Source organism: Vibrio owensii CAIM 1854 = LMG 25443 (assembly GCF_000817815.1).
In the GTDB taxonomy this organism is placed as follows: domain Bacteria; phylum Pseudomonadota; class Gammaproteobacteria; order Enterobacterales; family Vibrionaceae; genus Vibrio; species Vibrio owensii.
On the sequence record NZ_JPRD01000015.1, the window covers coordinates 209,342 to 229,217 of the forward strand.

Annotated in this window: 38 protein-coding genes and 1 tRNA gene; all 39 read right to left on the minus strand. The window is 41.8% G+C overall.

Annotation, left to right across the window (positions count from 1 at the left end):
• Window positions 1-196: 196 nt before the first annotated feature.
• Window positions 197-436 (minus strand): hypothetical protein, encoded by a 240-nt coding sequence (locus tag H735_RS09685; RefSeq protein ID WP_020194436.1) that lies wholly within the window; start codon window positions 434-436, stop codon window positions 197-199.
• Window positions 437-659: 223 nt separating this feature from the next.
• On the minus strand, window positions 660-1,454 hold the full coding sequence (locus H735_RS29640; RefSeq protein ID WP_020194437.1) for an NADAR family protein: 795 nt from the start codon (window positions 1,452-1,454) through the stop codon (window positions 660-662).
• Between the two features lie 27 nt (window positions 1,455-1,481).
• On the minus strand, window positions 1,482-1,706 hold the full coding sequence (locus H735_RS09695; protein WP_020194438.1) for a hypothetical protein: 225 nt from the start codon (window positions 1,704-1,706) through the stop codon (window positions 1,482-1,484).
• Window positions 1,707-1,816: 110 nt separating this feature from the next.
• Window positions 1,817-2,002 (minus strand): hypothetical protein, encoded by a 186-nt coding sequence (locus H735_RS09700; protein WP_020194439.1) that lies wholly within the window; start codon window positions 2,000-2,002, stop codon window positions 1,817-1,819.
• 203 nt (window positions 2,003-2,205) lie between these two features.
• Window positions 2,206-2,667, minus strand: coding sequence for an RES family NAD+ phosphorylase (locus H735_RS09705; protein ID WP_020194440.1), 462 nt, complete (start codon window positions 2,665-2,667; stop codon window positions 2,206-2,208).
• Window positions 2,667-3,089 (minus strand): type II RES/Xre toxin-antitoxin system antitoxin, encoded by a 423-nt coding sequence (gene parS / locus H735_RS09710; protein ID WP_020194441.1) that lies wholly within the window; start codon window positions 3,087-3,089, stop codon window positions 2,667-2,669. Before parS ends, H735_RS09705 begins: the two co-directional genes overlap by 1 nt.
• Window positions 3,090-3,169: 80 nt before the next feature.
• Window positions 3,170-3,445, minus strand: a complete 276-nt coding sequence (locus H735_RS09715; protein WP_020194442.1) for a hypothetical protein — start codon at window positions 3,443-3,445, stop codon at window positions 3,170-3,172.
• Window positions 3,446-4,507: 1,062 nt separating this feature from the next.
• A complete protein-coding gene (locus H735_RS09730) occupies window positions 4,508-5,149 on the minus strand; it encodes a hypothetical protein (RefSeq protein ID WP_020194446.1) in 642 nt (213 codons plus the stop codon).
• A 371-nt stretch (window positions 5,150-5,520) separates the two neighbouring features.
• Window positions 5,521-6,132: a hypothetical protein gene (locus H735_RS09735; RefSeq protein WP_020194447.1), complete on the minus strand. Its 612-nt coding sequence runs from the start codon at window positions 6,130-6,132 to the stop codon at window positions 5,521-5,523.
• A 31-nt stretch (window positions 6,133-6,163) separates the two neighbouring features.
• Window positions 6,164-6,400 carry a hypothetical protein gene (locus tag H735_RS09740; RefSeq protein WP_020194448.1) on the minus strand — a complete coding sequence of 79 codons (237 nt, stop codon included), beginning with the start codon at window positions 6,398-6,400 and terminating at the stop codon, window positions 6,164-6,166.
• A gap of 284 nt (window positions 6,401-6,684) precedes the next feature.
• Window positions 6,685-6,978, minus strand: coding sequence for a hypothetical protein (locus tag H735_RS09745; protein ID WP_020194449.1), 294 nt, complete (start codon window positions 6,976-6,978; stop codon window positions 6,685-6,687).
• A gap of 95 nt (window positions 6,979-7,073) precedes the next feature.
• A complete protein-coding gene (locus H735_RS09750) occupies window positions 7,074-7,364 on the minus strand; it encodes a hypothetical protein (RefSeq protein ID WP_020194450.1) in 291 nt (96 codons plus the stop codon).
• Between the two features lie 67 nt (window positions 7,365-7,431).
• The gene (locus tag H735_RS09755) at window positions 7,432-7,797 is read right to left on the minus strand and encodes a DUF551 domain-containing protein (protein WP_020194451.1); all 366 of its coding nucleotides are present in this window, start codon (window positions 7,795-7,797) and stop codon (window positions 7,432-7,434) included.
• A gap of 26 nt (window positions 7,798-7,823) precedes the next feature.
• Window positions 7,824-8,501 (minus strand): hypothetical protein, encoded by a 678-nt coding sequence (locus H735_RS09760; protein ID WP_020194452.1) that lies wholly within the window; start codon window positions 8,499-8,501, stop codon window positions 7,824-7,826.
• Between the two features lie 191 nt (window positions 8,502-8,692).
• Window positions 8,693-8,896 carry a hypothetical protein gene (locus H735_RS09765; protein ID WP_020194454.1) on the minus strand — a complete coding sequence of 68 codons (204 nt, stop codon included), beginning with the start codon at window positions 8,894-8,896 and terminating at the stop codon, window positions 8,693-8,695.
• Between the two features lie 296 nt (window positions 8,897-9,192).
• Window positions 9,193-9,363, minus strand: a complete 171-nt coding sequence (locus H735_RS30810; RefSeq protein WP_020194456.1) for a hypothetical protein — start codon at window positions 9,361-9,363, stop codon at window positions 9,193-9,195.
• A 4-nt stretch (window positions 9,364-9,367) separates the two neighbouring features.
• Window positions 9,368-9,637 carry a hypothetical protein gene (locus H735_RS09775; RefSeq protein ID WP_020194457.1) on the minus strand — a complete coding sequence of 90 codons (270 nt, stop codon included), beginning with the start codon at window positions 9,635-9,637 and terminating at the stop codon, window positions 9,368-9,370.
• Window positions 9,638-9,705: 68 nt separating this feature from the next.
• Window positions 9,706-9,987 (minus strand): hypothetical protein, encoded by a 282-nt coding sequence (locus H735_RS09780; RefSeq protein WP_020194458.1) that lies wholly within the window; start codon window positions 9,985-9,987, stop codon window positions 9,706-9,708.
• Window positions 9,987-10,853, minus strand: a complete 867-nt coding sequence (locus H735_RS09785) for a hypothetical protein (protein ID WP_020194459.1) — start codon at window positions 10,851-10,853, stop codon at window positions 9,987-9,989. The genes H735_RS09780 and H735_RS09785 overlap by 1 nt, the downstream gene beginning before the upstream one ends.
• Window positions 10,843-11,445 carry a hypothetical protein gene (locus H735_RS09790; protein WP_020194460.1) on the minus strand — a complete coding sequence of 201 codons (603 nt, stop codon included), beginning with the start codon at window positions 11,443-11,445 and terminating at the stop codon, window positions 10,843-10,845. The genes H735_RS09785 and H735_RS09790 overlap by 11 nt, the downstream gene beginning before the upstream one ends.
• Before the next feature lie 10 nt (window positions 11,446-11,455).
• Entirely contained in the window at window positions 11,456-11,653 is a 198-nt protein-coding gene (locus tag H735_RS09795) for a hypothetical protein (protein WP_020194461.1), read from the minus strand.
• Between the two features lie 78 nt (window positions 11,654-11,731).
• On the minus strand, window positions 11,732-12,490 hold the full coding sequence (locus H735_RS09800; protein WP_020194462.1) for a hypothetical protein: 759 nt from the start codon (window positions 12,488-12,490) through the stop codon (window positions 11,732-11,734).
• A 72-nt stretch (window positions 12,491-12,562) separates the two neighbouring features.
• Window positions 12,563-12,751 carry a hypothetical protein gene (locus H735_RS09805; protein WP_020194463.1) on the minus strand — a complete coding sequence of 63 codons (189 nt, stop codon included), beginning with the start codon at window positions 12,749-12,751 and terminating at the stop codon, window positions 12,563-12,565.
• 111 nt (window positions 12,752-12,862) lie between these two features.
• Window positions 12,863-13,144, minus strand: a complete 282-nt coding sequence (locus tag H735_RS09810) for a hypothetical protein (RefSeq protein ID WP_020194464.1) — start codon at window positions 13,142-13,144, stop codon at window positions 12,863-12,865.
• Complete coding sequence (locus H735_RS09815) at window positions 13,134-13,340, minus strand: hypothetical protein (RefSeq protein ID WP_020194465.1); 207 nt, start codon at window positions 13,338-13,340, stop codon at window positions 13,134-13,136. Before H735_RS09815 ends, H735_RS09810 begins: the two co-directional genes overlap by 11 nt.
• On the minus strand, window positions 13,337-13,819 hold the full coding sequence (locus tag H735_RS09820) for a hypothetical protein (RefSeq protein WP_020194466.1): 483 nt from the start codon (window positions 13,817-13,819) through the stop codon (window positions 13,337-13,339). Before H735_RS09820 ends, H735_RS09815 begins: the two co-directional genes overlap by 4 nt.
• A 180-nt stretch (window positions 13,820-13,999) precedes the next feature.
• On the minus strand, window positions 14,000-14,542 hold the full coding sequence (locus tag H735_RS09825; RefSeq protein ID WP_020194467.1) for a hypothetical protein: 543 nt from the start codon (window positions 14,540-14,542) through the stop codon (window positions 14,000-14,002).
• 66 nt (window positions 14,543-14,608) lie between these two features.
• The gene (locus H735_RS09830; protein WP_020194468.1) at window positions 14,609-15,049 is read right to left on the minus strand and encodes a hypothetical protein; all 441 of its coding nucleotides are present in this window, start codon (window positions 15,047-15,049) and stop codon (window positions 14,609-14,611) included.
• 156 nt (window positions 15,050-15,205) lie between these two features.
• Window positions 15,206-15,616: a hypothetical protein gene (locus H735_RS09835; protein ID WP_020194469.1), complete on the minus strand. Its 411-nt coding sequence runs from the start codon at window positions 15,614-15,616 to the stop codon at window positions 15,206-15,208.
• 200 nt (window positions 15,617-15,816) lie between these two features.
• Entirely contained in the window at window positions 15,817-16,230 is a 414-nt protein-coding gene (locus H735_RS09840; protein ID WP_020194470.1) for a hypothetical protein, read from the minus strand.
• Window positions 16,231-16,239: 9 nt separating this feature from the next.
• Window positions 16,240-16,857 (minus strand): hypothetical protein, encoded by a 618-nt coding sequence (locus H735_RS09845; protein ID WP_020194471.1) that lies wholly within the window; start codon window positions 16,855-16,857, stop codon window positions 16,240-16,242.
• 30 nt (window positions 16,858-16,887) lie between these two features.
• Complete coding sequence (locus H735_RS30815; protein WP_020194472.1) at window positions 16,888-17,058, minus strand: hypothetical protein; 171 nt, start codon at window positions 17,056-17,058, stop codon at window positions 16,888-16,890.
• A gap of 150 nt (window positions 17,059-17,208) precedes the next feature.
• Window positions 17,209-17,643, minus strand: a complete 435-nt coding sequence (locus H735_RS09850) for a hypothetical protein (RefSeq protein ID WP_020194473.1) — start codon at window positions 17,641-17,643, stop codon at window positions 17,209-17,211.
• A 92-nt stretch (window positions 17,644-17,735) separates the two neighbouring features.
• Window positions 17,736-17,859: transfer RNA gene (locus H735_RS30820), tRNA-OTHER, on the minus strand.
• Between the two features lie 52 nt (window positions 17,860-17,911).
• On the minus strand, window positions 17,912-18,109 hold the full coding sequence (locus H735_RS09855; protein ID WP_020194474.1) for a hypothetical protein: 198 nt from the start codon (window positions 18,107-18,109) through the stop codon (window positions 17,912-17,914).
• Window positions 18,110-18,113: 4 nt separating this feature from the next.
• Entirely contained in the window at window positions 18,114-18,557 is a 444-nt protein-coding gene (locus H735_RS09860; protein WP_020194475.1) for a hypothetical protein, read from the minus strand.
• Window position 18,558: 1 nt separating this feature from the next.
• Complete coding sequence (locus tag H735_RS09865; RefSeq protein WP_020194476.1) at window positions 18,559-18,759, minus strand: hypothetical protein; 201 nt, start codon at window positions 18,757-18,759, stop codon at window positions 18,559-18,561.
• Window positions 18,760-18,768: 9 nt separating this feature from the next.
• Window positions 18,769-19,131, minus strand: coding sequence for a hypothetical protein (locus tag H735_RS09870; protein ID WP_020194477.1), 363 nt, complete (start codon window positions 19,129-19,131; stop codon window positions 18,769-18,771).
• Window positions 19,132-19,144: 13 nt separating this feature from the next.
• On the minus strand, window positions 19,145-19,759 hold the full coding sequence (locus H735_RS09875) for a hypothetical protein (RefSeq protein WP_020194478.1): 615 nt from the start codon (window positions 19,757-19,759) through the stop codon (window positions 19,145-19,147).
• Window positions 19,760-19,876: the final 117 nt, after the last annotated feature.

Sequence of the window (19,876 nt, forward strand, 5' to 3'; positions counted from 1 at the left end):
ACCAAACGGCAGTCTTCAGGAGTTTTAGGTAAAAATGCCCCGCCGAACGCAAGGCGTTCGCTTAAGCTGTTGAAAGTTGATGGTACTTTTAAATAAAGCCCAATAAATCATAATATTACTTTGTTATTGGGCTTTTTCTGTGGGTAAGATATCTTCCTGTGAAGACGGAGAAGGCAGCGCTACGGGCTAATTCGGTTTATCTGTTTTGCACAAGTCCAACGATTCGGATTTCTTGAATTTTCCCATCCTTATCTTCCGTTAAGATTCTCTGTCCTGACAGGATCATGTCGGTGAACTCTTTCGTTAAAGCCAGTGACAGGCTAACTACACTTGCCTCAGTCCTCTGATTTAGGGTGGTTTTTAATTCTTCACAGTTGGTAATGTCGGTTTGGGTTAGATTCATGCTAACCTTTTTCAACTCCACTTTCGTAGCCATTTCGATACCTCATAAAAATACGATGTATATACAAGATATTATACACATCGCTGAATTTAAAGGCTCTAAGTATAGATTTTTCTGTATATCTATAGGCTTTCAACAGATTAAGGGAACGCCTTGCGCCGAACGGAGCATTTTAGGTTCATTTACTGAAAAGAAGAATTTAAGGTGGGAACGGCATTGAATGCTTTTTATTTCGTAATTGATCCTCTACCACTATTTAGGGATTAGGGAAAATACACTCTTCCAAATTATGTTCCCATGGTCGAAATTTGCTGAAATCAACCGTCTCGTTAAACTTTCTGTACCCGAGAAAGTGTCGAATAGTTTTGTACATAACGTCACCGCCATTTAGCCAATCATCTGCACTCATAAATGTTGAGCCATTTGCTTTCATACAAACGTTAGTGACGATCGATAGCTTTTTCGCTTTAGAATGCAAACGACAGGCAAGAGGAATGTATTGGAGCAATATACCCACATTTAAAGGCAACTCTCGAAGGTTATGCCCGGACTCAATAAGTAAACGAGTAGCTACAAGATCAAGAGCGGTGCCAAGAAGGTTTGTCCCTTGCCAGTTATGAACATCCAGTACTCGATCATCATTCTGTCCGAGGAATACGCCCCACAACTCATCTTTTGGTGACGCCTCTACAAAGCTACGAAAACCGAATTGAAAGTCGTTAAGCATTTGCTGCTTAAGATCTTCGTGTTGACTGAATTTCTCGTAAATACCACGAACTGCAATACCCAAGCGTTGGTTTGACCAAATTGCATCGTCATAACCTTGAACCTCACGACCAAGTTTCTTGATCTTGCTTACGTTGTGAGTGTTCATAATCTTGACAGCAGTAACATCATCTCCGAATAAAAGGGCTTTTCGGTGCATCAGAAACTGCTCGCAAGATGAGTACGTCACATTCCCGTAGTTAAAACTACGCTTGAACCAGTTGCTGTATATTCCACCCCAAAACAACACGAGGGAATCCGTAATTCGTTCTTTACGATTGTTCATTACATGTCTCTTTAACTTGAATCAAGGTTAGTAAGGCTTACAGGCCCACTCTGAAACTATTCTTGGTAGTGACCCATCGACTAAATGCCATTGGTCTGCTCTATACTCACTTGGTGCCGGCTTTTTCAATACCGCCCCAGAACCAAACAGATCAACTGGCATTAACTGGTCTTTGCAGTGTCCTGGATGCGATTTCCGACCAATTGAAGCATGAAGCTTAATCATATCGAATTGTTCAGTTGTAAGCGCCATTTGAAAAACCTCATTCGACTACCAATAAATAACCAAACCATCGTTGTTTGTTCGTACCATTTTAGAAATGGCTTAGATTTTCCAATTGATCTAAGCCTTCGCCACGAGAACTAACACGCAAACAATGTTTCTTTGGTAGTTTGACGCTTTAGATGTTGTCGCATTGATTTCTTATGTAAGCGACGTTTTTGTTTCTTATTTCGAATGCGAGCGCCTTTCGGCAATAGCATTTGAGTGTCGGCAACATCAAGCGGGTATACCGCGTCATGCTGGCTGTAGAATCCGTATGGTTGCATATTCCCTCCTATGCACAAATCGACTTTTCGGAATTGACCAGCCCCTAATGGAACCGTTCTTTGTCAATAAGACTAGGATAAAAAATAAAAGGTCGAATTGATTGATCTTCTCGCTATACCAAGAATTGAGGGTAAGGAATTGTAGGAAGGTAGAATAATGATGAGCGAAAGCGAATGCCGTTCGATAGTAGAACGGCACAATTTTATCTAATCATTTTCTGCAATCTAGCGTCGTAAAAATAATCTCTGGTCTCAACGATTTTGATCTTCCCGGCATCTTTGTGGCGGGGATTGATGATGTAATTGTATTCCTCAGAAATAATGGCACTTGGAACTTGCATCAGAAGAGAATCACCCCTTGAAAAGAAATCTTGCCCGATTGACCGAGCTGCTCCTGAGTCTGGGATGCTATCCCAACCTACAGGTAGTTGCTGACTTGAATAGCGCTCGATACTCACGTCATCAGGAACCCATATAGTCATCATGACTAAGTTTGGTAGATCTTCTAATGACTCGTGAACCATTCGCTCTAGGACACATAGAGCTCGTGCTGAAGCAGTGTAACAAGCAAGGACTCCTTTTTCATGCCAGCGACCAGAACCGTATAAACCACCAGCACCAGATAAGTCAGGGTAATCAGCGTGTGATAATCTGAACATTTCCATTATGCAGTAAGTCCGTATTTCATTTTATTGATCTCTTCCATCGCCATGTTGATGCCTGTAACAGTGTCACAGACTGACAATGGTGAACAATTTCCGAATGCCAGTGAAGGACGGTTGAGCCAGCGTAAAGTTGCTTCTCTATCCTTAAAATATTCGTCTGAAAGACGAACTAACTCCGCAAGCATCAACGCATGTTCGCTAGATGTTGGACTTAGCTTGCCACTTGTTTGTTGCTTACGCTGGATGCTTCGAAGGTTAGCTCCGATCAATTGAGCATACTCGGTTTTATTAACGCCAAGCAGTTCGGTCCCATTATCAAGGATAGATACAGGTAGACCCGTTCGAATAATTGAAAGTATCTCTGGTACTGAACCAATTTTAATTTTCGTACCGCTCAGCATCTGATAAGCACTTGCATACATGGTCTATTCCTCATTTAGAATTCACAAAACAAGTATAGGCGACAAATGACGCCACAACAAGCGACACAATGTAACATAACCTAAACAGAGAGCTCAAACAGTTGTTTGAACACAGGCTCGGACATTACACGATACTTGTCCTTATCAAGTCTAATGATAAACGAACCATTGATATTGCAGAGCTCAGTTCCATCAAACATGTAAGGGCTCCCCTCGAAATGATAAATTAGCTCCTGATCCATGCCATGACTAGGGACGCCACAGAATTCAATCACCCTGCGAACATCAGCCTCATCATCAGTGTCGATAACTTGGATGTACTCGAGTGGCTTTGCCTTAAGAACACTATTAATCATTGATCTGTAATTTCCGAGTTGGTTGATTTCAAGACAGATGTACATGGCACCTCTCTTAGCTGTATGGTTGGACAATACGGTCTAAAGTCAGGTAGAGCGGTCACTATGCGCCTTACGCGTGTTTTCTTATGATTGCGATTAAAATGCTCATATTTCGAATCAAACCTGTGATGTATAGGAACCTCGATAAATCTGGTCCTAAACATTGTCCCCCTTGAGCCATAGAGCTCATAACACTTCCCGGAGGAAAGGGTCACTCTAAGTTCGTTGTACATGGACCAAACATCCTGCCCGTCTACCTGATCGTGACAAGTAAAACCTAACTTTAGTTCTTCGTTGGCAGGAAGCTCCACACTGCTAACAGCTGCGTAACCGTGGCCTGTCAGCTGAAAGCTTGGCATTGACTGCCCATTAACCGAGTCTATGTATGCAGAAAAATAGCGTCGAGTATCGTCATAACTAGCGCTAACATCGTCATCAACGATCGCAGTTTTTCCCGGGGTATACTGCAGGCCCTCAACTCGGACCCCTTGCACAGTACAACCATTAAGCGCGGTTAAGGCTGTAACGACAAGAAGCATCGATATTAGTCTAAACATATGGACCTCTTTGAGTACTAAAAATTGCTAAAGCGGCAGCGTGGACATTTATCACCACGTTTAGAGTGAGAAACCTTTTGGCCTTTGCGTCTCTTGGCCCCTTTACCATCGCGGTTAGACATTGAAACAACTCCTTTCAGCTGGTGGACGTTAAGGCTAGTGCAGCATCGAAGCTTCAGTGACCTTTATCTTTTCGATGTTTCGCACAAAGTTCGAGAATGCGCGGTGATCGCTTGGTGACCCAGGTATTGTGATTTTTTTACCCAAAGGCGAAATAAGCGCGAAATGCTTTGTGCCAGGTGCGCAGGTCCATTTGGTTTTCTTTATTAGCGATTTGATGTAGTTGTTAATGTCTTTGTTTCGGCTGTATCGGCTCATGATAGATTACTCCAAGATTGACAGTAAAAGTATTATTGGCTGACGATCGGTTAAAGGAGCCCTTGATAGGGCTCATACGGATGGATTAAGCTAGCTTACTTACTGTTGACTGGTAGGAACCATCAGCAATTGCTTTGTTAAATTCTTCGTAGCGCTCTGGCTCAATATTGTCCCAACACCAACCATCGATAAGACCGTTAACTTTGATCTCTTGACCGCTCTCAAGGGTAAGAGTGCTATCTTCAACAAAGTACTCTTCATCTGGATCGCTGTAGAAATCAATGAAATAGAAACCTGTATCATCTTCATTTCGACGGAATTTATATCCTTCTTCTCCGCCTTCGTTATGAAGCATCTCAATGATTTTTTTACACTCATCGATGCTGAAGACAGGCACAGCCCAACCGTTCCAACGATACTCCGGATTAAACCAACCCTGAGCAACCATGTTGTCCCCAACTTCGAAAAATGCATGTTGCTTGCCCAACATAGATGGGTGTTCTGCAATTTCAACATCATCAGACATAAGCTCTTCGATCGTGAATCGACGAAGATAACCACCACCGTAAGGAGAAATGCTTAAATGGTCGCCCATAAAGTGGAGTGAGAATAGCTGACCTTTTATGCGAAGTGGTTTGCAATCTTTGATGATTTGGATTTCGTCCTTTTCAGCTTGTTTGGCCGCGAATACTGACTGTACTATTTGAATCAAATCTGCTTTTTTCATGATTTCGTACCTAAGTGAATGTTATTAAGTCTTTGTAAGGTCAGTTTATAATCAGCCACTCATAAGCAATTGATCATGTGACAGTTACACACGCTTCAACTATTCAAAGTTCATCACAGAGTACTGCGCGTTGAGCCCGCCAATAAAAAAGGCCAGTGGAATCCACCAGCCTTAGGCATGTTTTATCTGAAAAGAAACTTGTTAGCTTTCCACTTAATCGCAATATACTGAATTCACGTCCAGCTCCTTATCATTAGGACAATGAAAAACGACCGTATAACTGTCCCCTTCCATCGTCTCACTGCAGTTTTTGCGATACATGCAAAATCCTGTATCGGTTGGGTCTAACAGACTAATCAGAAATTTCACATTTAGTTTTGGGTTGATTCTGATTTATTGAGAAACTTCTGGTTCTCCGCCACTACAGCAAGCCAACCTTCCGGACTGAATGGAAATCCAGTAACTAACGAATGTTCATTGAATTCACGACTCACTGAGTTATCCGCATAGAAAGCATCGATCTCTTCGGTGATTTCTTCGTTGGTTTTTTTTGCTTCCACTTCATACGCAAAGAAGTGGCACTGCGTTTTACCGAGAGGAACAACGCGCTTATCCTTCTCAAACTGGTCAGCCGCTTCATTCATGTCGAAATACCAGTCAAAGCTACAAGAGTTAAGAGATTCACCAGTAGTTACCCAAACAAGCTTGGTCTCCACGTCAGGACTAATAGAATCAGGATACAGGAACGTGTTGATTGCAATAGGGACTTCGAAAAGTTCGCCCTCTTGCGGGTCAACCGAGCTCGTCACTGTTTCATTGTTGGTTGTCACAAACTTGTAGTCTGCAATAAATCCAGCGTCCACAGAGCCGCGTAGCAGTTCGTTTAGACCATCAGCTGCAGTATCAATGTCTGTGACGTTGGAATGCATAGCTAGGGTTACAGGTACGATGATGTGTTCTGATTTTGGGGTAATGTCATGCATAGTGATTCTCTCTGTAATGAGTAAATGAAACTTAAACGTTGAAAACTTCTGGCTGATCAATAATGGTTTCAGCTTCGACAAGTGACTCACCGGGGAACTCAATTCCATTTCCTTCAGTTAGGTGCCCTTCTAAAGCAGCTGTCAAAGTTGCTTCAGGGAAATCAGTTGCTACTTGGAAGAATGCTTTTTGAGCGTTTGGCGCAGATACATGGTGAGAAAAGATCTGGCTAGTCTCTTCGTAAAAGCCGATCACTGTAAAATCCTTCATTGTTGTTCCTTATCTCTGATTCATGCCTGGGACCTAGCTAGTGTATGAATTCATGACCTAATACAATTGATCATGTGACCATTTAGGTCGGACGGAGATAATTTCTTACTCGCATAAAAAAGGCCAACGTGGAACGTTAGCCTTTCTGCCGCTTGATTGAGCTCTCGGCCCTCAGTAGGTAGTTGCAAAGTCATACGCTACTAAAAGACCTCTTCGATTAAACCCTACTTGAGAACAATCTATACCAGATACAAAGTAAAACCGTATAGCCCTGTTTGATCTTCTTAAGCAGCATCTTTTCTCTCCTTATCAGAATCAACTTCCTTTCTTGATTTGGTATAAGGCTGTTTCTGGATACTACAAACAATAGCGTCGAAAGCAGGGTCGTCGGCCTGAATACACTTGCGCCAGTAAATGACGGTTTTGTAAATCCAGACAAAATTAGCAACCACAAACACAAAGGGAATGATGCCTAATTGCCTCTCAAGAATCTCTGTAAAATCTGTAGTGTACAGAACTAAAAAACAACCTATTGAGAATACTAGGTTGAATATGATCCATGAATATTTATTGTTCATTGATATTGCCTGAAGTAAAGGATTATTCGGAATTACTCAGTGTTCCAGTTTCAAATGGACGAGGCTTAAATAAACGTATATTTTAAATGAGCCTGTCACTCGATAATCTGCGAACTGTCCTTCTGATCAGTCTCAAACCTAACATCATTCTGGATGCGGTCAGTCGCGATGTAACTGATTTCTTGTGCAGAAAGTATGCCTTTGTCAGCTAATACTTCACATAATCGTCCAAAGGCATTTAAGGTGTTTGTTGAGCGTCGATCGGCTTCCTCGGCAATACCTTCACGGTCATGGTAGTCCACATCTATAGCATCAGTTACGTAATCAGATACGTCTTTAACCGTTCGGTCTTCTCGACCAACTAAATTGAGCTCACTAATTTTCATTCTTAATTCCATTCTTTTAAAAAATAATATCGAACAACAGCTAAATACGGTCAATCCAAATGAGCCACTAGAATTCGGGGCGTGGTTTGTAAGGAACTGACATCCAATGCGTTATGCAATCTGCCTTGTCGCTATCCTGCCACTTGCCATTGTAGAACGGGACAATAGCCACAACAGAGCCATTTAGGTTAGCCAGATACCGTCCGTTCTTAGGAGGCAATTCCTTTTCAACACTGATCCAACGATTTCCCAACATGTAACCGATGGAACAGCAACCCCAACCACACAACATAGAAAGAATCAGAGCACCAACGCTTGCATAAATGTTGAGGTCTAAAACAGTGATCAATAATGCTATTACAAACAAAGCCAATGACCCTGCTATGGTGAGCAGGATCTGCGCTTTGTTGTCGATAAGTGAAGTTTTCACCATGACAAGAAGCCTTTAAGTTATTGTAATTACTTAATGATGTTTTGCCCAAATTCAGTAACGACTGGTTTGAAAAAAACCTTGTCGGCACGTTTATAAACAAGAGCAGAAAATGTATCTCCACATTGTTTGCGAACATCCATTTCTTGTTGTTTTTCAGTGAGCTCTTCTGTCAGTGCAACAACATTCGATATCTTGCTCTCGCAGTAATTGTCCTGAGCTGTCCCGAACTGATTTACGCACTCTAGGTATTCAAGCTCATCAATCCAACGCAAAGCACGTTCTGATAGCTGTTGTGGTATTTCATAGTCCGGTACAGCATCACCATCATTAAGAAGCTTTTCAAAATCGCGCATAGAGCAGTTGTTTTGCATTACTCGCTTATAGCTGGCAAAGGCGAGTTCTTTGTCGTTATTTTCAAACGCTAACAGACTGTGTGCGAGTTTTACATGACGTTCACTCAAACCATATGAAACCTTAATTGACTTGATGTAACAGCCTTTCAAAGCAAATGCTAGGTCTTTAACAAACAGTTCAACATTTTCATAGCTAAACGCTTCCACCATGGCTTGTTTTGTGTGAACAGGAGCTCGGCAATATTCATTTATTTGCTCTTCTACGAATGCGGTAGCGTTAACGTTTGGATAATTGCAGTCAGAACGAAAGTCTTGAGCGTCGATAAGTTGGAGTAAGCGTTGAAGTTCCATGATTCCTGCCTTGCGATTGATAAGTCATTTGATGAATCAATGATAAATCTCACCAAAGCAAAGCAGTTGATCATGGGATTAGTACAAGGCAAGGACGGATTGAGCCTTGAACCTACAGATGAACAATGGGTTAAGAAGTGCCACAGACTTTAAACGGCAACTTGTTCGAACAAATGCGGCAGAGGCTGAAATTAACTATCTTTGAATGATTTTTTGATCTGGAGGTAGTTCTGCATTTCTTTTGAACGTAAGCAATAGAAGCAATCAACGTGATCCATGTTTCTTGTAACGTTGTCTCTCACATAACCACAGGCTGTTTGGTGTGTGAACTCAAACTGAGTTTGTCCGCTACTTCTAGCATCAACACCTGATACTTTGAGGTGAGTTTTTGCCATCGATATTCCCCTTATAGTTCCGATGAACCAATCCACTGACTACCAAGATATGCATCCCATTCCGAGCTAATACTATAGTAATCATAGCGTTCTAAGGCATCGTGTGACCATCCACTAAGAGGCGCGCCAATTCGATGAATCTCTATATCATCCAAATTTTTTATTACTAATGGTTGACTCTCGAAGCCTGCTAGCAAATCAGGTTCATTGTCATGTAACGGTCGCGATACTATCATGCACTCTACCTATATTTGAGATTCATTATTGGTGAAAACTGGGGATAAGCGTTTGGAGGTTCAGCTAGCCAACCATTCATCGTAAGTCTTCAATGGCTTGCCGCCATTAGTAATGTCACCACCATTCCCATTATCAGCACAGCTTAGGTAAATCTGATATTCATCATTATTGCTTCCACGCTGCTGAGTCTGCCAGTTTGCATTAGGTAGTAATTTATTATTATCGCTCATCCGGTTATTTCCCTTTGGGCTGTTCTTGGAATTCAAAATGCCCCTCAAAATATGAGAGCTCTGCATTCACATATTTTTTGAGAGCGTCTATTCGTTGCTCATAAGGCATTGCTGACCACTCTTCTTCTAGACCGCAGAAGTGAACACCTGCAACGCCACCATCTTCCTGGCCCAAGATGTCCTGAATATCAGCAATCGCCGTTGTCATTTGATCATCGTGAAAATCAGTTGTATCGATGATTGCGGCATTGTGTATGGCTTCAAAAAGTTTCATTGTTTGTCCTCAAAACATTCAATAAGCCAATGATAAGCGCTACCACGACTACACGATTGATCATGAGATTATTTGTGCTTATGTTGACGCCTACGCAATTCAATTGCTTTGGCTATGAACTCCCGACACTCATACTCATTATCACAATATAAACCTTTCGCAACGCGGTAACGTAGTATCCACCAGTCAAGAACAGAAGCTATTGCAAAGAGTGCTAACACAATGAAATAACCAAATGGCGCATTGAACATATAGCAACCAACGGCACCAAAGAACATGATTCCGACGACAAAAGTCATACTTCTGTACTTATCTTTAATTAATAAGTTGAATGCTTCATTCAGTTCCACTACCCATTCCCTCTTGGTAAACAACCTTTAAAAATGGGGGCTAACTTGCCGCCCTTGATATCAGAACGATACTGAAAAATCTGATCTTTTGTCAAAGTAGCTCCAAAAGAGGGATAAGTACCGCCAGAGAAAAATCTTGTGTATTGGTTAATGCTTGATGGGTCTGAAACAAACTCAATCCATATTGATTCAAGATCCTCGCATCCAAAATGCCTCGCCATGGCTACAGGCCACATTGCATACTTACGATCTAAAAGAGCTGCCGACTGGAACACGTTGAAAGCAGCATGATAATTACCAAGTTCATGCAATCCAATACCTTTTAATGCGAGCAAGTATGGGGCCTTCCCGTGATAGTTTTTTACTAAATATGTCAGAGAGTCATGAGAAAAAGTACGATAGGGTGCGCCGAGAATTAAAAGGGCATCCCATTCTTCGTCAAGAACTAGTTGTTGGCCTACCTTTGCAAATACCTCGTCACTGAAACGATGAAATGAAAAATCAGAATGACTGATGTATGGGTTATTGGACGTTAGGAATTTTAACAGATCCCAATCTTTTGATGATGGTACAGACTCAATCAGTTTTACATTCACCACCGCTGTAGTTGAGCGAATTGATTTAAGCTCGGAACCTCGGAACATTAATGACAGAAGGCGATTGGCTTCATTAGAATAAACAGTGTTCAAATTGGTACCAGACTCAATGACCGCCAGACGACTTTCACTTGACTGTTCTTCCAAATAGTTACTCGTAGCGACCTTATACTCATCAAGGCCTTTTTCTAACTCTGTTTTACAACCACTAACCAATACAACAATTGGTAGTAAACATAGTAGTAGCGATCTTGGATATTTAAAAAACATTGATTTTTTCTCTGTCTGAAGTGCTGTAACTATCAACCTTAAACTCGTCTTCTAAGTCGAATATCTGATCATAAGGAATATACACTGCACTATTTGGAATTCCTGCGCCACATACACCATGCTCGAAAATTTGTTCAGGCTTCCAGTAAGTAGTGTCACCACAAACTCCCTGACCTACTACAAAACGTGATACCTGATAAGGCTTCGCATCTGTTTTCTGGCACTTGTGCGCCACATGTAGAACGCCACCAGCTCGGTATGCGGCTAAGCCGTACTCTAACAAGTCGGCAATGAACTTATCTTCACTACGCCATTTATTGAATTTCTCAATGAAACGTTTTGCTCGTGTAGCAAGGCGCTTGTCCTCATCATCCTGATCAAATTGTGCCAGGGAGTGAATGGCATCCATTACTTGAGGTTCATCAAATCGCTTACTTAATAGTGAAGGGCCTAAAAAATATGCGAAAGCTCCAGTACCCTCGTACTTTTCTGCATACTCACGTAAATCACCGAATGCCAGATCAGCGTCTTTGGCATTAACCATGATCGCGTTAATCTTCGGGTTTTGATGATACTCAACGTTGGTGGTCATTGTTGGCCCCTTAGTGCATTGAACTGTAGCTGTTTTGAACCACTACACCACGCTTAACGAAGATAACCTTCTTAATGGCTGCGATAACCTTTTGAGCCTTGATCTTTACTGCTACGCAGGCAGAAAATAGGCAATATGAAATTGAGAGTATTCCAATAATCTGAAACACTTCTAAAATGAACATTGCTAGCCTATCTACGTTTTCCATTGCTTGTCACCTTGTGATTAATTGAAAGTACAGGGCGATTATCGACCTAACCGACCCGTACCAATTGATCTTGTGACTTTACGCGGCGTTATCGGAACCCATAGATTTGCGGGACTCAATAATCCATGGCGTGATAATTTTTTCATGAGAGGGGTGAATTTCGTAGTTCCGGCACAACCAGTATTTGTTCTCCTCCAAACTCTGATCTTTCCAAGCAGTGAGCGTTTTAAGCATCTGCTTTGAAAGCTCTGGAATCACATTGCCTTCACCATCAAAATAAGCCTTTGAACCTTCATACCATTCAACCCAACTGCTAAAGTTCATGCTGGTGTTATACGGACATTCATGGCTTGAGAACTCTTTATAGAGTTCATATAACTCCTGATCGCTGAGTTCTTTTAACGTGCTGTATTTTGCCATCGTTACAGCACCAGAGTCATTTAAGTCAGGGAATATTTCACGATATCCGTGTACTTTCCGATCTAGTTCTTTGACCCACTGCAGGTGAGGTGATTTCAGTTCATCCGCCGTGAATGCGGATAAGCCTATGACCTGTCTATCCCCCAAAAGTAGAGCAGTGCCCTTATATCTGCGTTCAATGATTTCAACATAATCATGTACAGAGAAAAACTCTGTACCAGTGCCCGCAAGGTCAAGAATAGCTAAACGCAATGGTTCAACCCAATCAAGCTCGCTGGCAGCAGGATTATCACGAAGCAAACCGACAAATACATTATTGAGCTCATGCATAGTCTTTATGCATCGAGTTTTAATTTCAAGAAGAAGGAAGAAACCCCGTTCGAGCTCTGTTTTAAGCTGATTTTCAAAGCCTGTCATACTAACATTTCCTGTAAATTGAGTGAACTTGCTCGTTTTCTAAAAAACAGCCAGCTCTAATTGCTCATGCTGCTATGCAGACATCAGAGTGCAGCCATCGTTTTCAATCGACAGGCGTTCCTCATCTGTGAGATTTGCCTGCGTGTAATTGGTAGCTTTATGCTGATTTCGAGTAAAACCGCCTTCACACCAAAACCCATAATGAGGGTCGAAAACGTTGAATGCCTGATTACCAATTGCCGCCCAGTTGATACCTTTCATATTCACCTCATGTTGGTCATGTGAACGAATCTGTAATACTTATTAAAAACACAAGGTGATTATCCGATTAAGCATAGAATTCCCATTGATCATGACGCCCTACAGGAGAGTCTATTTCTCTTTGTATTGAGCCATAAACGACTCCCCCAACTTTGTTAACTTCTTAGGTTTACCGTTAACGTGCTTAGCATCAATCAAAAAGCCACCTTCAACCATGATGTGATAGGCAGTGTGACCTGACCAATAGCCATTAACCTGATCAGTAAGGTTTTTATGAAGCTGCTTCTTCATAGCATCTAAGCTACATGTGACTGACTCACCAACCCAACGTTTAGAGAATAAGTCGTAGATGATCTGGTCAATTTGATTTTTAAATTGTTGTTCAGTTTCCATTTACTACCTCTCGGCGGTTTTGTTGATTCGGCGGAACTTCACCTAAAGCAAAGTACAACCCATTAAGCTCGGATTTAATACTCGTTTGGATGATTGCCAAAGGAGCGTTAGAAAAAACATTTGCTGGCGCATAGCTATGTCGCTCGTCAGCTTCGAGCTCTTTAATGCGAGCTCTGATTTGATCTTCTGTAATCATGATTCATGCTCCAATGTTACCGAGTGTATAGGGAGAAAGTTGAACAGATAACATTTGAAATCATGATCCGTTTCAATAGATGAATAACGAATGGCTACCGGTGTACCGTTAGCATTGCCAATGACCGTTACCGTTGAGCAATTACCCGAGTCTGTTCCACCAGCCAGCACCGAGTGATTTTCACAAAGTGCATCGAACTGTTCTTCTGTAATTTCTTCACCGATGTTCATTTCTGGCTCCTTATGGCACAAATTAGTAATTGCTTGGCTTTTGAATAGCTGAGTAATCAGGCGATCGTGAGCGGTTGTATCACCGTGGATGTAGTAATCGAAGCGGTTGTCAGACAGGCTACTTGAGATTCGAAGATTGTAACTAAATACCACTATCTTGCCTTGATCATTGTTAAGCAGAACCTTTTCTTCACACTGGTTTATATCAACCACAACGTAAGCAGGTAGCTTATCGGCCAGATGCTTCATTGCTTCCTGGTCACTGTGTATGTGAGGGTAGCCACATTTAGAGCAAGGTGATCTATCGAGTATTGGCAAACTGTCCATTAACAATCCTCTTCGCTAATGTTTAATACGATTTCTGTAAGTGAAACCATTATAGAAACCACCAGAACGAAACAATTGATCTGGTGGTTATACAGTGGATTGCTATTTCAAGGAGTCAAAAAAGGATTTTCTCCATGCGAAGAAGTCTTTGTCTGTTAAGTCATTCTGATCTAAGTGGCCTAAGGCTACACTGCGACCAGTTCCTAGCTCATGTAGCATTGACTCAACTGATACACTCATAACCTTATCCTGAGAGTTTACCAGTCCGGCTCGAAGTTCACCATTAACACCATTGCTATGAGAGCTCACTACAAACACATCTCCTGAACACTTGATCTGCATACCTAACGGCAGGCAGTTTTTTGTGATTTCTGGTTTCTCAATTCCGTACTCCCAAGCTTCGGCCAGTTCCTTGGTGTTCTGGATCTGGCTACATTTTACTTCCCATGATTTGGTTGGGTTATTTCGGGTGATAGTTACCGCTGAAGAGAATGACTCTCCGCTTTCGTCATCTTTCACGTCGATAGGAACGTAGATGGTATGAACAGGCTCACCAGACACTTGCTTTGTGTCTACAGCCATTAGTGTGTGGTTAGTAAAATGTGCGTTTTCAAAAAGGTGCTGCGTTAGAAATTCAATATCCATTAACATGATCTCAAGTCGAAAATAAGTGGTAATGAAATGGGCCAGTCAAGCTAGCCCCAAAAGACATTAATCTTCTTGGTCTTCTTCAGTTTCTTCAACTTCAAGCTTGTGAAACTCATGTTCCAGCTTGTTGCCGTACTCTTTGCGCGTTTCTGAGCCAAAATTACCCTTAAGGAACTCGTCAACCATAGTTGGTAAATAGTCGTAACCATGCTTAACCGGATGCTCATTCTCTTGGATTAGACTGTTAATGAAGTCGTAAGAAACAAAGTACACAAAACCGTCTGTATGGCGATATAAGGTGCCTAATGTGTGCTCATCTTGCACCTGCGTCAGAATTAGGTGAGCAACCTCTTGAACCTCATAGAAGCCCGTTGTGTGCATCGATTCGAACAGGTTAGAGAATGCATCTAGAGAATCGGTCTCAATAACCTTTCCGTATTTTATTGCGTCAGCGTAGGTACTAAAGCGAGTTGGGAAAAGGATAAGCTGAAAAGTTCTTTGCATATGATGTCTCCTTAAATTCTAGTAAACGGTTGTGCTTACAGGAGTCATGGTATTAATTACCTATCATAAGCAATTGATCGGAACGAAATGACGACAAGTGGGAAGTGGGATAAAGATGCTCCACCAGCAAGCAGAGCATCGAAAATAGTCACTAAATTAGATAAATGGCTCTAACTCGAATTCCAATGCTTCCACCGACATGTTCGCTTCTACAGCGACCTGCTTCACAAACTCTTGGTAACGATCTTCACCATCCAAACAAGAATCCATCAGTTGAAGCACTCGCGAGGCATTGACCGATTTGATCGGGTGTTTCATCTCGAGTTTTACCTGATCAAAGATGAGGCTTAATTGCGCTGCGTCTTGGTGTGTAGTTTGGTAGCTGCTCATGGTTGTGTTATTCAGGCAAAATGAAATTCTGACAGCTTTCCCCATTTTCTCTGAAACCTTTTCGGTAAAGACTTTCTTAAAAGATTCAAAGTTGTCATGTGGTAAGTCCATAAAGCCCATAGCGACTTCATAAAGACCGGATTTCTGGTTTAGAGTCCAACACGCTGTAACTGACATAGAGACTTCTTCCTATATATGGTTAGAAATGGTTTGCATACTGAAGCTATGATAAATCTCGACGCGATAATGTAATTGATCGAACGGCGAGAGCCGGATTCATTTGGATTTGTGATAAATGAGGATATAACCATGCAAAGAAAAACCTACCCTTCCGGAAGGCAAGGTAGGTTTTTGTCAGTTAAGAACTATACTTTGGGCTAAATCTTGAAGAAGTGCTGATCTAGTGTCTCGCCAAAATCCGTTCGAATGAGATTTCCACAGTTGGTAGGGCCGATATGGAAGCTATCATGGGCTAATGCTTGAACGATTGAAGTGAAGCTGCCGAATTCTCTTCTGTCATCTCCAACAAGGTCAATCAATAAGCTGATCAACTTATTAGATACAAAATAAGTCCCCATGGAAACGGTAGCTAATGCACCAACGACAAACGGTTCAGGAAGCACCTTTAAGAACATGTCGCAAATGTCGTCCGAATCGTAATAACCTGTTGTAGACATATCATCGAACAAGTTTTCGATACCGTCGATAGAGCCGTTAGTCTTGATCACAGCATTTGCCTGTAAAGCTTCTGTGTAGTTTTTAAATCGTTCTGGAAACGCAACAATACTCATGATTTTTCCTTACAGTTCAGATAGCAAAATGTAATTGTCTACTGCACGACCCCAAAAAGCCGCAATGTACTTTTCTTGGTCGAAGCCCTTATCGTATCGATAAGTCTTCACGTTAGCAGGCCAACATCCAGCATTGTGTTTAGGTGCATCCAAAAGAGAACGTTCAATAAGAATTAGATCGCACTCCTTCACCATGATTCCCACTCCGTCATAGAATGCTGTCGCTTCAAACTCTTCATCAGAAACATTTTCAAGCTCCTCATAACTCTTAGGAGAGAACGAAATGTCAGTTTCAAAGTCATAGTAAGCTTTAGAATCAGTATCAAACTCAAGGTCACTTTCGAGAAACTCAACTAACTGGTCTTGAAGATTACAAACGCAATCACAACCCTGAGCTTTGTTTAGAATAGGTTTCAAGTTGGCGTCAGAAACTTCTATTTCAACATAATACGGGTCAAAATCACCAAGGCTAACTATTGCAGATACATGGCAACCAGCATACTTTCCTTCTGCTAATTTAAAGCTAACGTCAATGTATTTATCTTCATTTACGTTGACGTCAGAAACTAACTTTTCCGATACGCGACCGTTAATTGCTTGGCTAAGTGTTTGTAATGGCTTGTTCATACTAAGTTCCTCCAGAAAGGTAATGCAAAATTAAAGTTCTACTGACAAAGCACCTAAGCTATCGGCACCAAGCGACTCACGGTGATCAACGTAGAGCGCTTTGCCGGTATTGCAAATAGTCAGTTCAATTACATCGCCATTAGGTAGTTGGATAAATGACATGCCGTCTTTATGCTGAAGGGTAAGATCTTGAAGTTTCATATTTGCCTCTGTGTTCGTAATGAATAACGTAAGGCAATGATAAAGCGGAGAAGATAATTCCAATTGATCGTAAGAAAGGGACAATAACCACCAACTTGTTTCTCGGTGGTTATTTGATCTGTAGAGAGTAATCTGTTTATTGAATAGAAGTTACGGTTCGAAATCCATCATCTGCTCAAACCAGCTTCCAGCATTATCTTTAGGCAAAGATAAAGGGTACATATCCGGATTATCTTTGCTCTCGGCAATATAGTTAGCCTTAAACGCTTGGATCGTTTCCAACTGTTCAGATACGGCCTGATCTAAAGTCATGTTGCCATCATCAATTGCAGCTGGCTTTTCAATAGCAATTGCGAGGTCAACAATAGAGCTCCACAGGCAATACTCCTCTTCAATCAAACGGCCAGCCGAAGATTTCTCGCCTTCATGGGTCTCATCGAATGAGCCAAGAATTTGCACGCTCTTTTCATCGACTTTGATGTCGCCACTATAATTACTATGGACTTCTGTACCAGTTTGATACACCGTCCAAATCACGCCATCAACGCAGACAAAATAACCTAGTGTTTTAGTTGTTTCACTCACACCGGATCTCCAGATTCAAACACATGATAAATATTGACAGTACTACCATTACTGCCATTCCTTGTTTACAGAGAGTGTATTACTCATTCGGCTGGGCTCTGACCGGATTTGAACCGGCGACCCCCCATAATAGCCTTTATCGCGAAATTATAACGTTGACGATTGCAATCGTCTCAGTAACGGCGTAGTGCTCTATCCAGCTGAGCTACAGAACCCATGCGAATGAGTGGCGACTTATGCCGCCAGTCATACAATATATTACGACTTCTTATGCGGCACTTGGTGGCGTTTGCGGACCAAGAAGGTATTCACCACTACGCAACCAGTCCTGACGACGACCGTTGAAGCCTTTCATGGCTTTAGGATGTTTGATCGCATCAAGGTACACTGGTTCAGGAGATTCTTTACCATTTTCAAAATACCAGAATAGTCCAGTTTCTAATGGAATTGTATCGTGCTTAATCATCTCTTTACCCCCAAATATGCATTTGTAAATATCGACCTTTGCCGATAGGTATCCAAACAAGACCGCCGTAGGTATCGCCCTCGCTCGATACGTCTTCAAACAGGTGACGTATAGCAGCTCCTTGACCAAAAAACTCATAAGCAGAAGTCTTGGTACCTTTCACTTTATCGATTCCAACGATCTCAAGATCCTGACAAAAATTAGCTTCTCGAGTCCACTTGATCGGTTGCCAGAATTTTGGCTTAAGAGTCTTCTCCAATCGAACAAAGATCTGGTTATCTTTCTCTCGACGTTGCATTTCATCTTCACCAGCTTTAAGCATCTGTTCGTGAATCGCTTCCTGCTCACGTTCATGACATTCAAAGTGAGCAACACCCAAAGATAAGTTCACACGCTCATCAGAGGAATATACTGTTTCGTTACAGTAGACGCAGTAACCGTAATTCATGTTACCGCCCCTTATGCTCAGGTAAATTAGCTTTTAAGTGTTTAGAGTCCACCTGATTATCTGTAGGGCGCAAGGCAACCCCCAAGCAGTGAAAGAACCCTGCCATTTCTGTATCGCCATCACAACGCTTAACCAGTTCGTCTGACATTGGTTCAAAGTGATTTGGGCGAACCTCGACGGTGTGATTAGTATTCTTGCTCATGAATATTCCTTACTGATTAAGTTTTTCGCAAAGTTCATCAATTTGATCTGACGATAAGGGTTCTGCATCATCAAAATGTGGCAGCTTTCTGCCATCCGCAAGAGAACCATCTTCGACCTTATCTTGCAATAGGCGAAGACCAGCTAGAATGTTGCTCTTCTCTTGATAATTAAACCCATTGGCTAAGTTGTTCTTCGCATCAGATCGTGATACTGAACGGAGTAAGCCTTGAACCACGTGCGCGTCATCGTCTTTGACCTCAATTTCGAAAGTATCGCACATTGGCGTTACTGTGAAAACGACAGAGGCGACCACCAGCATAGGTACCAACTCAACCATTTCGCTTTCTGGTATGTTCTGGAATTTTTTCATAGTACCTGCTCCATTAGTTTTCATCTTGGATAAAAGCATCAGCATCATGGTTTAAGTGCCAGCATAGTTTTGATTCGGCTTCGCTTAGTGTAAGCCCCTTCTCTAAAACAATATCGTCTTCACCTTCAACTTCCTCAACTATGTTGTAAAGCTGTACTGGTGTTTCTTTGGCCGCAAGTTCTTTTTGGTGCGCTGTGATCTGCTCATTCATCAGGTTCACCAGATTACGTAGTACTGCCGATAGCGAACGTTCATAAGAGAAACGTTCTTGAATCGAAGCCATCAAATCTCTTGATTCAAAGTTGTAACGAACACCGTAACGTAGGAAAAGCATACCTTGAGCTCGTTTTTCTGAGTTAGAGCTTTCCCCGTTCTCGAACAGGCGTAATTCAGCATGGTATTGTTCTGGATCAGAAAGTGGCACATGACGGCTAAGATGAAGGGAAATGGAATTGCCATGCCAGCCATCTTTTCGGGTAACATCCTTCAAATCGAATCGGTCTGGTACAGAAATGGCGTAATCATCAGACGGTAGAATTACACGCTTCGACGCTATTGCAAACAGTTGAGAAAGACGCTTGATATAGCGTGCTTGATTACGACAATCGTGTAGTTTTATTGCTGCCATGGTTCTATCCTCAAGATGTTGGTAAATGGATAAATCTATCGTTTCGTCTTGAGTTAATAATACAGCTCTACTCACCTAAACAATTGATCATACAGCTAGGACAGGACACAACCCAAT

Bases quoted from the DNA above. Each gene is read 5' to 3' on its own strand.
- H735_RS09875 (WP_020194478.1), bottom strand. From the start codon at position 19,759: ATGGCAGCAATAAAACTACACGATTGTCGTAATCAAGCACGCTATATC.
- H735_RS09715 (WP_020194442.1), bottom strand. From the start codon at position 3,445: ATGATTAATAGTGTTCTTAAGGCAAAGCCACTCGAGTACATCCAAGTT.
- H735_RS09815 (WP_020194465.1), bottom strand. From the start codon at position 13,340: ATGATTACAGAAGATCAAATCAGAGCTCGCATTAAAGAGCTCGAAGCT.
- H735_RS09745 (WP_020194449.1), bottom strand. From the start codon at position 6,978: ATGAACAATAAATATTCATGGATCATATTCAACCTAGTATTCTCAATA.
- H735_RS09790 (WP_020194460.1), bottom strand. From the start codon at position 11,445: ATGACCACCAACGTTGAGTATCATCAAAACCCGAAGATTAACGCGATC.
- H735_RS09735 (WP_020194447.1), bottom strand. From the start codon at position 6,132: ATGCATGACATTACCCCAAAATCAGAACACATCATCGTACCTGTAACC.
- H735_RS29640 (WP_020194437.1), bottom strand. From the start codon at position 1,454: ATGAACAATCGTAAAGAACGAATTACGGATTCCCTCGTGTTGTTTTGG.
- H735_RS09775 (WP_020194457.1), bottom strand. From the start codon at position 9,637: ATGAAACTTTTTGAAGCCATACACAATGCCGCAATCATCGATACAACT.
- H735_RS30815 (WP_020194472.1), bottom strand. From the start codon at position 17,058: ATGAAACTTCAAGATCTTACCCTTCAGCATAAAGACGGCATGTCATTT.
- H735_RS09705 (WP_020194440.1), bottom strand. From the start codon at position 2,667: ATGGAAATGTTCAGATTATCACACGCTGATTACCCTGACTTATCTGGT.
- parS (WP_020194441.1), bottom strand. From the start codon at position 3,089: ATGTATGCAAGTGCTTATCAGATGCTGAGCGGTACGAAAATTAAAATT.
- H735_RS09700 (WP_020194439.1), bottom strand. From the start codon at position 2,002: ATGCAACCATACGGATTCTACAGCCAGCATGACGCGGTATACCCGCTT.
- H735_RS09795 (WP_020194461.1), bottom strand. From the start codon at position 11,653: ATGGAAAACGTAGATAGGCTAGCAATGTTCATTTTAGAAGTGTTTCAG.
- H735_RS09740 (WP_020194448.1), bottom strand. From the start codon at position 6,400: ATGAAGGATTTTACAGTGATCGGCTTTTACGAAGAGACTAGCCAGATC.
- H735_RS09750 (WP_020194450.1), bottom strand. From the start codon at position 7,364: ATGAAAATTAGTGAGCTCAATTTAGTTGGTCGAGAAGACCGAACGGTT.
- H735_RS09800 (WP_020194462.1), bottom strand. From the start codon at position 12,490: ATGACAGGCTTTGAAAATCAGCTTAAAACAGAGCTCGAACGGGGTTTC.
- H735_RS09845 (WP_020194471.1), bottom strand. From the start codon at position 16,857: ATGAACAAGCCATTACAAACACTTAGCCAAGCAATTAACGGTCGCGTA.
- H735_RS09755 (WP_020194451.1), bottom strand. From the start codon at position 7,797: ATGGTGAAAACTTCACTTATCGACAACAAAGCGCAGATCCTGCTCACC.
- H735_RS09730 (WP_020194446.1), bottom strand. From the start codon at position 5,149: ATGAAAAAAGCAGATTTGATTCAAATAGTACAGTCAGTATTCGCGGCC.
- H735_RS09840 (WP_020194470.1), bottom strand. From the start codon at position 16,230: ATGAGTATTGTTGCGTTTCCAGAACGATTTAAAAACTACACAGAAGCT.
- H735_RS09695 (WP_020194438.1), bottom strand. From the start codon at position 1,706: ATGGCGCTTACAACTGAACAATTCGATATGATTAAGCTTCATGCTTCA.
- H735_RS09785 (WP_020194459.1), bottom strand. From the start codon at position 10,853: ATGTTTTTTAAATATCCAAGATCGCTACTACTATGTTTACTACCAATT.
- H735_RS09855 (WP_020194474.1), bottom strand. From the start codon at position 18,109: ATGATTAAGCACGATACAATTCCATTAGAAACTGGACTATTCTGGTAT.
- H735_RS09860 (WP_020194475.1), bottom strand. From the start codon at position 18,557: ATGAATTACGGTTACTGCGTCTACTGTAACGAAACAGTATATTCCTCT.
- H735_RS09865 (WP_020194476.1), bottom strand. From the start codon at position 18,759: ATGAGCAAGAATACTAATCACACCGTCGAGGTTCGCCCAAATCACTTT.
- H735_RS09825 (WP_020194467.1), bottom strand. From the start codon at position 14,542: ATGGATATTGAATTTCTAACGCAGCACCTTTTTGAAAACGCACATTTT.
- H735_RS09830 (WP_020194468.1), bottom strand. From the start codon at position 15,049: ATGCAAAGAACTTTTCAGCTTATCCTTTTCCCAACTCGCTTTAGTACC.
- H735_RS09765 (WP_020194454.1), bottom strand. From the start codon at position 8,896: ATGGCAAAAACTCACCTCAAAGTATCAGGTGTTGATGCTAGAAGTAGC.
- H735_RS09835 (WP_020194469.1), bottom strand. From the start codon at position 15,616: ATGTCAGTTACAGCGTGTTGGACTCTAAACCAGAAATCCGGTCTTTAT.
- H735_RS09760 (WP_020194452.1), bottom strand. From the start codon at position 8,501: ATGGAACTTCAACGCTTACTCCAACTTATCGACGCTCAAGACTTTCGT.
- H735_RS09820 (WP_020194466.1), bottom strand. From the start codon at position 13,819: ATGAAGCATCTGGCCGATAAGCTACCTGCTTACGTTGTGGTTGATATA.
- H735_RS09810 (WP_020194464.1), bottom strand. From the start codon at position 13,144: ATGGAAACTGAACAACAATTTAAAAATCAAATTGACCAGATCATCTAC.
- H735_RS09685 (WP_020194436.1), bottom strand. From the start codon at position 436: ATGGCTACGAAAGTGGAGTTGAAAAAGGTTAGCATGAATCTAACCCAA.
- H735_RS09870 (WP_020194477.1), bottom strand. From the start codon at position 19,131: ATGAAAAAATTCCAGAACATACCAGAAAGCGAAATGGTTGAGTTGGTA.
- H735_RS09805 (WP_020194463.1), bottom strand. From the start codon at position 12,751: ATGAAAGGTATCAACTGGGCGGCAATTGGTAATCAGGCATTCAACGTT.
- H735_RS30810 (WP_020194456.1), bottom strand. From the start codon at position 9,363: ATGAGCGATAATAATAAATTACTACCTAATGCAAACTGGCAGACTCAG.